Consider the following 13,021-nt stretch of genomic DNA (forward strand, 5'->3'; position numbering starts at 1 on the left):
GTCGCGGCTAGACGTGAAGAACCGTCAGACCGGCAGCACCTTCGAGCGCGTCGAAATCATCGTCCTGGGTCACTACCGCTAACCCGCGCGAAGCGGCGATGGCCGCGATCCACAGAGCGTTGACGCGGACCCGCCGGCCCGTTTCGGCCAAATGAATGCGAAGCCGCGCCCACATCCGCGCTGCGTTGTCATCCACGGGCAAAGCGACCATGTCAGCGACCGCATCCAAGGTTTGCAGTCGTTGCGCTCGGACATCGGACGAGTCCGCCGCAAGCACGCCGAGATTGAGCTCGGCCAGAGTGACCACGGTTGTCGCCACATCGTCGGGGATTTGTGACACATCCAGTCGGCGACCGCTCTCCTTCGCGATGAATACGGATGTGTCGAGCACGCCTGCGGATGTCATCGTAGGGGCCCGAGGTCATCGGTCGTGTCGCCGGCAAGTTCGGAGAGCTGTTGGCGCAGTGCAGGATCCGCTTGTGCGTATTCAAGACGCTGGAGCAGTTCGGCCCGGCTCAACCACCGGCGCCGAGTCGGCCGCACCGCGGTCAGCATCGCGACGGCTTTTCCGTTGACGGTCACAGTGATGTCTTCGCCGCCCTGAACCCGTCGCAACAAACCTGCGGTGTCGTTGCGGAGTTCACGGGATGCCACGTCTGACATGCTACGAACGTAGCACATCTGTAGAAAGTAGCCTTTCGGCTATCCCGGTAGCTGGATCACCAGCACGTCCCGACGGCGTAGTCGAAGTCGTCGCCGAGATAAGCCGCCGCAACCCTATTCTTGGCTCGTGTCCTGGCACGTGGACCCTCCACCCACAACGCGACGCTGGCATGCGATCGGTGTGGCGGGATATCTGTGCATGCTCGGTATCTACGCTGTGGCGGCTGCGCACGTCGAGGCTGCCAAGGGAGAAACCCGGCTGCACTGGCTGCTGGCCGGAGCCGCGGTGTTGGGCGTATGCGGCGCGGTGGTCGGCTGGCTTCGCGGCTGGGAACGGCGGCGCGACCTGCTGCTGGCGTGGCCGGTGGGAGGGCTCGTCGTCACCGTGCTGGCCGGGTGGATCGATCCGCACGCCACCCGGGACTTCCCCGGCACCATCACGATCGCGTTCGCCTACATCGGCCTGACCCGCCCCCGCTGGCAGTCGCTGACCCTGGTGCCGCTGGGAGTCGCGGCGTTCCTGGTGGGCGGCGCCAGGGACTTCCCCGCCGCGCTACCGGCCGCGGTGCCGCCCGCGATCATGTGGGTCCTGGTCGCCGAAGTCCCGGCCTGGCTCATCGACCGGTTGGAGCGGCAGAGTGCGCTGCTGCGCAAGATCGCGCAGACCGACGCCCTCACCCAACTGCTCGACCGCAGCACGCTGGGACCCCGGTTGTCGATGCACGCCGCCGAATCGGCGGTCGTGCTGCTCGACCTCGACAACTTCAAGCGCTACAACGACCGCCACGGCCATGAGGCCGGCGACGAACTGCTGGTCGCCTTCGCCGATGCGTTGCGCTGGTCAGTTCGCAAGGAGGACATCATCTTTCGGATCGGCGGCGACGAATTCCTGCTCATGCTCGTCGGCGCCGACCGCGCCCAGGCCGAACAGGTTGTCGAACGGCTGCGCCGCCGCTGGTCCGAGGTCGAGGGCCAGGTCGGTTTCAGCGCCGGGATCGCCACCGGCGAGCAAGACCTGCTGCGTCTGGCCGACGAGCACATGTACGCGGCCAAGCGCTCCCGCGGTCTGCCCGCTGACTGATCGACGACGGTTAGGCTGGCGAAGGATCGCATCGTCCCGGCGGAACGGAGTACGCGGATGTCGTCATTTGGTTCAGCACGCACCGACGGGGACAGCTGGGACCTCGCCTCCAGCGTCGGGGCTACCGCGACGATGGTGGCGGCGGCGCGGGCACTGGCCTCCACCCCTCCCGAACCGCTGCTCGACGACCGCTTCGCCGAGCCGCTGGTGCGCGCGGTCGGGCATCCCTTCTTCATCCGCATGCTGGACGGGGAGATTCCGCTCGACGACGCCGACATGCCGATGACCTATCAGCAGCGCCGCGAGCAGATGGCCGTCCGGACGAGGTTCTTCGACGACTTCTTCAACGCAGCGACGACCGCCGGAATCCGTCAGGCGGTGATTCTGGCCGCCGGGCTCGACGCCAGGGCCTACCGACTGCCGTGGCCGGCCGGCACGGTGGTCTTCGAAGTGGATCAGCCCGACGTCATCACCTTCAAGGACGTGACCCTCGCCCAGCTGGGCGCCGAACCGGCGACCGAACGCCGTCCCGTCGGGATCGACCTCCGGGAGGACTGGCCAGAAGCGCTGCGCGACAACCACTTCGACATTGCCCGGCCGACCGCCTGGATCGCCGAGGGGCTACTCCCCTACCTGCCGCCCGAAGCTCAGGACCGGCTGCTGGACAACATCACCGCGCTGAGCGCACCCGGAAGCCGGTTGGCGACCGAGAACATCAAAGACATGAGCGTGTTCACCGACGAACGTGCCCGCGCGATGCGCAGCAGCTGGCGCAAACACGGACTCGACATCGACGTCGCCGAGCTGGTGTGGCTGGGACCCAGGCGTCAAGCCGCTGAACATCTGGCGTCCACCGGCTGGACAGTCACCCGGCATTCCACCGAGCAGGTCTACGCCGACTACGGCTTCGTGGTGCCGGACAATGAGATCCTGGCCGAATTCCGCCAGGCGGTCGGTTACCTCAGCGCCGAATTAAGTTGACGGGAAGTGGGCATCCAGTCCACAACCGCAACGAGGAGGAATGAGTACATGACCGACGTCCCGTCAATCACCCTCAACGACGGGAACCTGATCCCGCAACTGGGTCTCGGGGTCTTTCAGATCGAGCCCGACGAAACGGCCGCCGCGGTTCGTTCCGCGCTGGAGTTGGGCTACCGCCACATCGACACCGCGCAGATGTACGGCAACGAAAAGGAAGTGGGACAAGGGATTCGAGACGCGGGTATGGACCGCAGCCAGGTCTTCGTCACCAGCAAACTCAACAACGGATTCCACCGGCCCGACGACGCGCGGCGCGCCTTCGATGAGACGTTGACGGCGCTGGGGTTCGACTACATCGACCTCTTCCTCATCCACTGGCCGCTGCCGACGCTCTACGACGGCGACTTTCTCGCCACCTGGACCACGCTCGAGGAATTCGCCCGAGACGGGCGCGCCCGCAGCATCGGCGTCTCGAACTTCCAGCCAGACCACTTGGATCAGCTGTCGGCCTCAGCGATCGTGCCCGCGGTCAACCAGATCGAAGTACACCCCTACTTCACCAACGACCAGGTGCGCGCGTACAACTTGCAGCACGAGATCGCGACCGAGGCGTGGTCGCCGATCGCCCAGGGCAAGGTCCTCGACGACCCGGTGGTGGTAGGGGTCGCCGAATCAGTGGGCAAGACACCTGCGCAGGTGGTGCTGCGCTGGCACATCCAGCGCGGCGACATCGTGTTCCCGAAGTCGGTGAATCCCGAACGGATGAAGGCCAATTACGAGATCTTCGACTTCGAGCTGTCCGGGGACGACATGACGGTGATCAGCGGACTGGACCGTGGCGAGGATGGCCGCACCGGAGCCCATCCCGACGAGTTCGACTACATCCCCGACTGATCGGACGCACGGGACCTCACGCCTGCGGACCCACTGAAGGTGGCCAGTGCGTGCCCGGCGATGCGTCACCGGGTTCGGCGTGCTCCCCGCGCGACAGCGGCACCCACTGCTCACTCGGCGCCGGCTGGTTCGACGACGGAAAGTCACGCAACTTGCCCGACGGCTTGGCGTCCCAACGCGCGAACGTCAACGGCGTCTGCAGCCAGGCGTGCAGCAGGTTGTACACGGCTTCCAAGGAGTCCATGTGGGTGCGTTCCCAGCCGTGGCTGCCGTCCAGTCCGAAGCCGACCAGCGCGGCCCGGGTGCCCGCACCCGCCTCGATCGCCGCGGCGGCGTCGGACCGGTAGTAGCGGAACACATCCCGCGCGAACGGTATCTCGCATCGCTCGGCGAGCCGGCACAGCTTGCGCGTCAGGTGATAGTCGAACGGGCCGTGCATGTCGGCCATCGGGATGGTCACCCCGTCCTCGCGGGAGTGCTGGCCGGGCGCGCACACCGCGTTGTCCACAGAGATCAGCTCGGCGACGTCGGCGGGCAACCCGTGGCTGGCGCCGTGCCCGACTTCCTCGGTGATGGTGACCATGATCGTGGTCCGGTGCGGCAGCACCAGCTTGTTCTCGGCGAAGTTCTTGGCCAGCGCGAGCGCCACCGCCACGCCCGCTTTGCCGTCCAGGTGCCGGGACACGATGAAGCCGTCGGCGGTGAGCTCTGGGCTGGCGATCAACGCGACGAAGTCGCCGACGTTCAGGCCGAGACGGACCAGGTCTTCCCGCGAGGACACCTTGCGGTCGATGCGGACCTCGACGTGCTCCCAGTCGGTGGGCTGGGTGTCGATCTCGTCGCCGAAGGCGTGCCCACTCGCCTTGAGCGGCATCACCGTGCCGGTGATGAACTCGTCGGGATCGTCGATGAAGATACGCACTCGGGCGCCGGCGGCGAACCGTGCCGAGAAGGTGCCCACCGGGACCAGCTCGAGGCGGCCGTTGTCCTTGAGGTCGCGCACCATGCAGCCGATGGTGTCGGCGTGCACCACCAACGCCCGGTCGGTGGTCTTGGACTTTCCTGCGAGTTCGGCGGTCAGCGCCCCGCGGCGGGTCAGCGAGAAGGGCACGCCGAATTCGTCGAGAGTGTCACCGATCAACTGCATCACCGCGTCGGTACGGCCCGCCGGGCTCGGTGTCTGCAAAAGCGCCAGCAGCGTATCGATCATCCAGGCGCGATCGGCTTCCGACATGGCCGCTTCTTGGCCCACGCCGCCTCCCTTCCAGGTTGTTCGGACTCGTGTTCAACCTAGCGGGTGGCCTCGGGATGCTGTTCGGTGAGGAACTCGACGACGATCGCCGCCATCGCGTCGATCGCGTTGCGCGCGATGACTTCGAAACCGTGCGTGCTCAACGTGGGCAGGCACAGCAGGCCCGCGCGCGGCGTCAGGCCGTTGGCCTTGGCGTGGGAGGCGTCGGATTCGAAGGCGCCGAGGGCCGCGGCCTGGGGCTCGAGTCCCTGCTCGGCGGCGATCTTCATCAGCCGGTCGGCGACGTCTTTGTCGTAGACGCACAGCGCATCGTTGTAGCCGACGATCGGGCCGCCGGCGACGCTGGTCCCGTACTCCTGCTCGGTGGGGCCGACTTCCAGGGCGAGGGCGAGCGTGCCGGGCAGCGAAGCACTGGCGTAGGAGCCGCCCACGCCGCCGATTTCTTCGTTGGTGGTGAACACCAGGTAGGCGTCCTCGGCCGGCCGCCGCCCGGCGGCATGAAGGAGCCGCGCCGCGCGCAGCAACGCGGTGATCGCGGCGCGATCGTCGAGGAAATAGCAGCCGATGTAGTCGCCGAGTTCGACCAGCGTCCGCTTGGTCCGGTCCACGCAGATGCGGGTCCCCGGGTGCACCCCGGCCTCCTCGAGCTCCTGCTGGCTGCGTCCGGTGAAGACGTAGACGTGTTGCCAGTCCAGTGCCCGATCACCCTGGTCGGGTTTGGTCTCCCAGATGCGCTGGCTTTCCTTGGTGGTGTGCTCGGAGCCCAGGGTGAGCACCGCGGTGAACGTCTCCCGGTCGCCGAGCACGGCAACCGGTCCGAGACCGAAATTGCCCGGATACATCGTCCCCAACTGCGTCAGATGCAGCGTGCCGTCCGACTCGACGCGCTTGACCAGCATGGACAGTTCGTCCATGTGCGCCATGACTTTCGTCCCGGATCCCGGTCCGGTCGCCGGGTTCCAGCGGTGACGGCCCTGGGCCAGGGCGTCGCCGTCGGGATCATCCCCGGCGGCGATGTAACCGATCAGATTGCCGGCGGCGTCGGTCCACATGTCGTCGACGAACGGGCGCAGTTCGCGGGCACAGACCGCCCGCACTTCGTCTTCCTGACCGCATGGCCCGTACGTCCACAACAGTTCCTGCAGGAGGTCGTCGGTCGAGTCGCTGTCGGGGTGCACGGCCTAGTCCCCCTGCGCGGATTTCTTCTCGCGCCATTCCCGCTCGAATGGCAGCCGCCACGCATTCGGCGCGATCAACTGGTGGATGGCGTTGGGGCCCCACGTCCCCGGCTGGTACATCTTGACCGGCGGCGGGTCGTCGAGGAGATCCTGGGAACGCTCCCACAACGACTCGATGCCCTCGGCGGTGTTGAACAGCGTGTGGTCGCCACGCATCGCGTCGAGGATCAACCTCTCGTACGCTTCGAGCACGTCGGCGACGGCGTCGATCTCCTGGGTGGAGAATTGCATCGACATCTTGTCGAGCTTCATTCCCGGGCCCGGCCGCTTCCCGTAGAAGGACAGCGAGACCTTCGAGTTGTCGGCGAGGTCGAAGGTCAGGTGGTCGGGGCCCTGGGTGCCTACGCCCGATCCGGGTGGGAACATGGTCCGCGGTGCCTCTTTGAACGCGACCGAGATGACGCGGATGCCTTCGGCCATTTTCTTGCCGGTCCGCAGATAGATCGGTACGCCGGCCCAACGCCAGTTGTCGATGCCTACCTTCAGCGCGATGAACGTCTCGGTGTCGGAATCCTTGGCCACTCCGTCCTCTTTGCGGTAGCCGGCGTATTGACCGCGCACCACATGGGACGTGTTGACCGGCAGCATCGAGCGGAACACCTTGTTCTTCTCTTCGCTGATGGCGCGTGGCTCGAGCGCCGTCGGTGGCTCCATCACCACGAACGCCATCACCTGGAACAGGTGAGTGACGACCATGTCTTTGTAGGCGCCGGTTTGCTCGTAGAAATTGGCCCGCTGGTCGAGTCCGAGTTCTTCGGGGATATCGATTTGGATGTGGTCGATGAAGTTGCGGTTCCAGATCGGTTCGAACAGCCCGTTGGCGAACCGGAACGCCAGGATGTTCTGCGCGGCTTCCTTGCCCAGGAAGTGGTCGATACGGAAAATCTGCGATTCCTTGAACGTTTCGTGCAGGAAGTCGTTGAGGGAGACCGCGCTGGCCAGGTCGGTTCCGAACGGTTTCTCCATCACCACCCGCGAGCGCTCGACCAGATCGGCGTCGCGCAGCATCGTTATCACGGGGCGGGCGGCCTTGGGCGGCACGGACAGGTAGTGCAGCCGTCGGGTGTTCGGTCCGAGTTCCTTTTCGGCTTTCGCGACGGCGGCTGCCAACGCCTCCGGTCCGGCGTCTTGCGGGACGTAGGTGAGGATCTTGGAGAAGTCCTCCCACTGCTCGTCGGTCAGCTTGTGGGTGCCGTAGTTGTCGATTGCTTCCTTGGCGAGCTCCCGGAACTCGTCGTCGGTGAGGTCTTCCAGTGACGTCGCGATGATGTGGATGTCGGGCGCGAGCTCGGACTGATCCAGGTAGGCCAGGCCGGACAGTAATTTGCGCTTCGCCAGATCCCCGGTCGCACCGAACAGGACGATGACATGGGGCTCGAGCGGGTCGGAGTCGTTGCGGCGCGGGCGGGACCCCGGCGCCGGATAGGAGATCGTCTGCGGTTTCTTGGTGGCCACTCTGGCGATACTTCCATCGCTGCGCCGTGTACGCACCCATCCCCGCCAGATCAATCTCATCGAGATTTCGGCGGTGTGGATCCAGCGGCTGCGGGGAACGAACGAGTATGGCCCACACCGAAACCGACCCCGAGATGGGCTCCGAGCGCACCGAGGAGAAGAACCGGGCACCCGATCCCGACGACCCCAGCAAGCCGGAATCTCCGCACGACCTCACCCAGGCGTCGTGGTTGTACGTGCTACGAAAGACGGCGCACGAATTCGTCGACGACCAATGCACCGACCTGGCCGCGGCGCTGACGTACTACGCGGTGCTCTCGCTGTTTCCGGCACTGCTGGTGATGGTTTCGCTGCTCGGTGTGTTCGGGCAGGGCCGCAGTACCACCAACGCGCTGCTCGACGCGGCCGCCGGCCTCGTGCCGGCCTCCGCGGTCGACATGCTGCGCGAGCCGGTCCAGCAGATCGTGGACAACCCGTCGGCCGGGTTCGCGCTGATCGTCAGCACGCTGGCGGCGCTGTGGACGGCCTCGGGTTACGTCGGCGCGTTCGGGCGGGCGATGAACCGCATCTACGAGGTGGCCGAGGGACGGCCCATCTGGAAGCTGCGCCCGCTGCAGGCCGGGCTAACCCTGGCCGGCGTCGCGCTGGTCGCCGCGGTGGCGTTGATGCTGGTGGTCAGCGGACCGGTCACCGACGCCGTCGGCGACGCGATCGGCTTGGGTGAGGCGGCACAGACCGCCTGGACGGTCGCCAAGTGGCCGCTGATCCTGGTGTGCGTCTCGCTGGCGGTGGCGATCCTGTACTACGTCAGTCCTAACGTGCAGCAGCCGAAGTTTCGCTGGGTGAGCATCGGCGCGGCGGTCGCGATCGTGGCGTGGGCGATCGCCTCAGTCGGCTTCGGCTTCTACGTCACCAATTTCGGCAGCTACAACAAAACCTACGGGGCGCTGGGTGGTGTCATCGTGTTCCTGCTGTGGCTGTACATCACCAACGTCGCGCTGTTGTTCGGCGCCGAGCTCGACGCCGAACTCGAGCGGGGACGAGAGCTGCAGGCCGGCATCCCGGCCGAGCGGGAACTTCAGTTGCCCCCCAAAGACACCCGCGTCGTGGAGAAGAACGAAGCCACCGAGGAGAAGGACATCAAGCGCGGTCGCTGGTTGCGCCACACCCGGGGCCGACGCGAGTAGCGGGCTCGGCACCGGCGTCAGAGCCGATCGCGCACGCTGTCGATCGCCCGCAGGATGCGCTGTTCGCTGACCGGTCGCGGGGTGCCGAGCTGCTGAGCCCACAGGCTCACCCGCAATTCCTCGATCTGGCGGGCGATGTCGCCGACGTCGGCTCCCCGGGCCCGGGCCGGTGGCAGTTCCCGCAGCAGATCCTGGTAGGCCCTCTGCACGGTGTGCACCCGTTGCATCCGTTCCCGGTCGGCCTGGATGGCGTGCGGCAACCTGTCCAGGCGGCGCCCGATCGCGGTCAGGTAGCGGGTCAGATCGTCGAGGTGTTCGACCCCGGTGGCCGTGACGAATCCCGGCGACAGCAGCCGATCGAGCTGCGTTCGCACATCGGAGATCGCCTCGGCCTGAGCCGACGGCGGGTGTGCGGGCAACAGCAGCTCGACCTCCCGCGCGGCAGCCAACACCTGCTCCACCCGCCGCACGACGTCCAGGGTCGCGGCGGGCAGGGTCTGCGCCAGCCGATCGCGCAGCGCCGCGAATTCGTCGCGCGTCCAGACCGGCTGCTTGCACAGCGTGTCCGTCGCGGCGTCGGCGCAGTCGTCGAGCAACGCGCGCAGCGAACCGTCGGGATTGCTGCCCAGCGCCAACCTGGTCCGCGGATCCAATTGCCGCTCAACGGTTTTGGCCGGCGACGGCGCGCTGAGTCGCAACAGCCGACGCAGGCCGGCGGCCAGCGCGGAATGCTGCTCGCCGGCCGTTGCGAAAACCCGCAGATCGACGGCGGTGCCGGCGTCGACGAAGGCGGGATAGCCACGTACGGTCCGACCGTCGACAGTGCGCTCGGGCGCCGCCAACTCGTCCTGCAGCGCCGGCAGATCCTTGCCGCGGGCCACCTCGGTGCCGTCGGCGGCCTCGACGGCGAACGTCACCCGCAGGTGCGCCGGCAGCGCATCCAGGTCGAAGGCGTCCACCGGCACCAAAACCCCGGTGCGGCGGCGCAATTCGCGCTGCAGCGCGACCAGCAGCGGCTCGCCGACGGGGTCGATGTGGGCGAGCACCGCACGCGCCGTGTCGGGCGCCGGAACAAAGTTGCGCCGCAGATCTTTTGGCAGTGAGCGGATCAGGGCGGTGACGAGTTCCTCACGCAACGCCGGTACCTGCCAGGCGAACTCGTCGCCGCCCAGGCGCGCCAATACGTCGATGGGCACGTGCACCGTGACGCCGTCGTCGGCGGCGCCGGGCTCGAACCGGTACGTCAAGGGCAAGATGGCATCGCCGGTGCGCCAGGTGTCCGGCCGGTCGACGTCGTCGTTGCTGCGCAGCAGTTCGTCGCGGGTGAAGGTGAGCAGGTCCGGGGTGCGGTGGCGCTGCTTCTTCCACCACCCGTCGAAGTGCCGGGTCGAGACGACGTCGGCGGGGATGCGGGCGTCATACAGGGCGTAGACCTCCTCGTCGCCGACCAGCAGGTCGCGGCGCCGGGCGCGTGCCTCCAACTCCTCGAGTTCGGCCCGCAGCCGAGCATTGTCGGTGAAGAAGCGGTGGCGGGTGCGCCAGTCCCCCTCGACCAGTGCGTGCCGGATGAACAGCTCCCGGGCCACCGCCGGCTCGACCCGGGCGTACCCGACACGGCGGCGCGCGATGAGCGGCAGGCCGTAGAGCGTCACCCGCTCGTAGGCCAGCACCTCCCCGCGCGTGGCGTCCCAGTGCGGCTCGCTGTAGGTGCGCTGCACCAACTCCCCCGCGACCCGTTCCACGATCTCGGGTTGGACGCGCGCGGCGATCCGCCCGTAGAGGCGACTGGTCTCGACCAGCTCGGCCACCACCACCCAGCGCGGTGGCCGCCTGCTGAGCACCGAGCCGGGCGCCAGGACGAACCGGGCATTGCGCGCGCCCAGGTACTCGCGTCCGTCCTCCCGGCGCATCCCCACATGCGAGAGCAACCCGGACAGCAGCGCCGCATGGATCCGGCCGGGGTCGGCGGGCTCGTCGGATTCGGTGATACCCAGGTCACGGGCGATGCTGCGCAGCTGCCCGACGAGATCCTGCCATTCCCGGATCCGCAGGTAATGCAAAAACTCGTCCCGGCACATCCGTCGGAACCCATTGCCGGACAAAGACTTTCGTTGCTCGCCGAGATAGCTCCACAGGTTGAGGTAGGCCAGGAAGTCCGAATGCTCGTCGGCGAACCGGGCGTGTTTCTGGCGGGCGGCCTCCTCGCGGTCGGCGGGTCGTTCCCGCGGATCGGGAATGGTCAGCGCCGCGGCCAGCACCAGCACCTCCCGCAGGCACCCCTCGGTGTCGGCCTGCAGAATCATCCGGCCCAGCCGCGGGTCGACGGGCAGCCGCGCCAGCCGCCGGCCCAAGTCGGTGATCGCGCCCTGCTGATCGAAGGCACCCAGCTCCTGCAGCAGCTGCACGCCGTCGCGGACGCTGCGCCGATCCGGTGGGTCGAGAAACGGGAAGTTCTCGACATCGCCGAGCTGCAGGGCCGCCATCTGTAGCAGCACCGCGGCGAGGTTGGTGCGCAGTATCTCCGGCTCGGTGTAGCGGGGCCGGGCCTCGAAATCCGGCTCGGAGTAGAGGCGGATGCACACGCCGGGCGCCACCCGACCGCACCGGCCCGCGCGTTGCGCCGCGGAGGCCTGCGAGATCGGCTCGATCGGCAACCGCTGCACTTTCAGCCGGCGGCTGTAGCGCGAGATGCGGGCGTTGCCCGGGTCGACGACGTAACGGATCCCCGGCACCGTCAACGAGGTCTCCGCGACGTTCGTGGCCAGCACGACCCGACGGCCGGTGTGCGGCGCGAACACCTTCTGCTGTTCGGCGGTGGGCAGCCGGGCATACAGCGGCAGCACCTCGGTGTGCCGAAGCTCTCGCAAAGCCTCGGCGGTGTCCCGGATTTCGCGCTCGCCGGACAGGAACACCAGAACGTCCCCGGCCGGTTCAGCGCCCAGTTCGTGCACGGCGTCGACGATCGCCTCCACCTCGTCACGGGTCTCGGAACGCACGACCTCGTGATCGGGATCGTCCGGATCCTCCTCGGCGGCAATGGGAACCGGTAGCTCCAACGGTCGGTATCGAATCTCGACCGGGTAGCTGCGTCCCGACACCTCGACGATCGGTGCGCCCCCGAAGTGCGCGGCGAATCGCTGCGGCTCGATGGTCGCCGACGTCACGATCACCTTCAGGTCAGGCCGCCGGGGCAACAACTCGCGCAGATACCCGAGCAGAAAGTCGACGTTCAGGCTGCGCTCGTGGGCCTCGTCGAGGATCAAGGTGTCGTAGCGCAGCAGGCGACGGTCGCGCTGGATCTCGGCGAGCAGGATGCCGTCGGTCATGAGTTTGACCAGGGTGCGGTCGCTGACCTGGTCGGTGAATCGCACGCTGAAGCCCACCACGTCGCCGATCGGGGTATTCAGCTCGTCGGCGATGCGCTGGGCGACGGTGCGGGCGGCCAGCCGCCGCGGCTGAGTGTGACCGATGGTCCCCTGGACGCCGCGGCCGAGCTCCAGGCAGATCTTCGGCAGTTGGGTGGTTTTGCCCGAACCGGTTTCGCCGGCCACGATCACCACCTGGTGCCGACTGATCGCCTCGGCGATGTCCCGGCGCCGATCGCAGACGGGCAGGTCGGGGTAGGTGATGGCGGGAACGGCGGCACGCCGGGCGGCGATCAGCGCTTCGGCTGCGGTGACCTGGGTGGCGAACCGTTGCAGTTGCTCCGGCTTGCCGCCGCGCACGGTACGCAGCCGTTTGCGCAGGCGCGCGGCGTCGCGGATCGTCAGCTCGTCGAGGCGGCTGCGTAGCTCCGCGGGGGTCGGGTCGGCCACTCCGCAGAGGATAGGCCGTCAGGCTCGCCTATCCGGCCGGCTGCACGGGCCGGCACACGTTGGCCCCCGGGTCCCACCATTCGCCGTCCGCGCACGCGAGCGGCTGCGGTCCCACCCCGAGCGGCCGGCACACGTTGGCCGTCGGATCCCACCACTCGCCGGCCGCGCACGCCAGCGGCTGCGGTCCCACCCCGAGCGGCCGGCAGACCTTGCCGGTGGGATCCCACCATTCACCGTTGGCGCACTGGGCCGAGCTGACCGCGGGCGATACGAATGTCACGATCGCCCAGGGCGCTACCACCATGGCGGCGACGGCGACCAGACGGCTGAAAACTGTCCACATTGCACACCTCGTATCCGCGCTGTTCAGGTGACCAGATGCCGGATTCGTTCCCGATGCGGCCAGATCCCAAACTCGCAGGCCGCCGACGAACGCGCTACGGCCGGTATGCCAG

11 protein-coding genes are annotated in these 13,021 nt (G+C 67.6%); 4 read left to right on the plus strand and 7 right to left on the minus strand.

Annotated elements, in window-relative coordinates:
- Nucleotides 1–7: 7 nt before the first annotated feature.
- Nucleotides 8–406 (minus strand): type II toxin-antitoxin system VapC family toxin, encoded by a 399-nt coding sequence (locus AC5Y47_RS19280; RefSeq protein ID WP_499945855.1) that lies wholly within the window; start codon nt 404–406, stop codon nt 8–10.
- Entirely contained in the window at nt 403–663 is a 261-nt protein-coding gene (locus AC5Y47_RS19285) for a type II toxin-antitoxin system Phd/YefM family antitoxin (protein WP_499945856.1), read from the minus strand. The genes AC5Y47_RS19280 and AC5Y47_RS19285 overlap by 4 nt, the downstream gene beginning before the upstream one ends.
- Nucleotides 664–790: 127 nt before the next feature.
- Here AC5Y47_RS19285 and AC5Y47_RS19290 point away from each other — a divergent pair, with 127 nt between their 5' ends.
- The 3 genes from AC5Y47_RS19290 to AC5Y47_RS19300 are packed head-to-tail and all read left to right on the plus strand — an operon-like array spanning nt 791 to nt 3,619.
- A complete protein-coding gene (locus AC5Y47_RS19290; protein ID WP_499945857.1) occupies nt 791–1,744 on the plus strand; it encodes a GGDEF domain-containing protein in 954 nt (317 codons plus the stop codon).
- A gap of 57 nt (nt 1,745–1,801) precedes the next feature.
- On the plus strand, nt 1,802–2,725 hold the full coding sequence (locus AC5Y47_RS19295; protein ID WP_499945858.1) for a class I SAM-dependent methyltransferase: 924 nt from the start codon (nt 1,802–1,804) through the stop codon (nt 2,723–2,725).
- Nucleotides 2,726–2,773: 48 nt separating this feature from the next.
- A complete protein-coding gene (locus AC5Y47_RS19300) occupies nt 2,774–3,619 on the plus strand; it encodes an aldo/keto reductase (protein WP_499945859.1) in 846 nt (281 codons plus the stop codon).
- A gap of 16 nt (nt 3,620–3,635) precedes the next feature.
- Here the strand turns inward: AC5Y47_RS19300 and AC5Y47_RS19305 are convergent, their stop codons facing one another.
- The 3 genes from AC5Y47_RS19305 to zwf are packed head-to-tail and all read right to left on the minus strand — an operon-like array spanning nt 3,636 to nt 7,564.
- Nucleotides 3,636–4,871: an osmoprotectant NAGGN system M42 family peptidase gene (locus tag AC5Y47_RS19305; RefSeq protein ID WP_499945860.1), complete on the minus strand. Its 1,236-nt coding sequence runs from the start codon at nt 4,869–4,871 to the stop codon at nt 3,636–3,638.
- Nucleotides 4,872–4,909: 38 nt separating this feature from the next.
- Nucleotides 4,910–6,049 (minus strand): M42 family metallopeptidase, encoded by a 1,140-nt coding sequence (locus AC5Y47_RS19310; RefSeq protein WP_499945861.1) that lies wholly within the window; start codon nt 6,047–6,049, stop codon nt 4,910–4,912.
- Between the two features lie 3 nt (nt 6,050–6,052).
- Nucleotides 6,053–7,564: a glucose-6-phosphate dehydrogenase gene (zwf, locus tag AC5Y47_RS19315; protein WP_499945862.1), complete on the minus strand. Its 1,512-nt coding sequence runs from the start codon at nt 7,562–7,564 to the stop codon at nt 6,053–6,055.
- 107 nt (nt 7,565–7,671) lie between these two features.
- Here zwf and AC5Y47_RS19320 point away from each other — a divergent pair, with 107 nt between their 5' ends.
- Nucleotides 7,672–8,751 (plus strand): YihY/virulence factor BrkB family protein, encoded by a 1,080-nt coding sequence (locus AC5Y47_RS19320; protein ID WP_499945863.1) that lies wholly within the window; start codon nt 7,672–7,674, stop codon nt 8,749–8,751.
- Nucleotides 8,752–8,768: 17 nt separating this feature from the next.
- Here AC5Y47_RS19320 and hrpA read toward each other — a convergent pair whose 3' ends face one another.
- Nucleotides 8,769–12,566, minus strand: coding sequence for an ATP-dependent RNA helicase HrpA (gene hrpA, locus AC5Y47_RS19325; protein WP_499945864.1), 3,798 nt, complete (start codon nt 12,564–12,566; stop codon nt 8,769–8,771).
- Nucleotides 12,567–12,594: 28 nt separating this feature from the next.
- Nucleotides 12,595–12,909, minus strand: a complete 315-nt coding sequence (locus AC5Y47_RS19330; RefSeq protein ID WP_499945865.1) for a hypothetical protein — start codon at nt 12,907–12,909, stop codon at nt 12,595–12,597.
- Nucleotides 12,910–13,021 lie beyond the last annotated feature (112 nt).

Source organism: Mycobacterium sp. NGS22 (assembly GCF_059813095.1).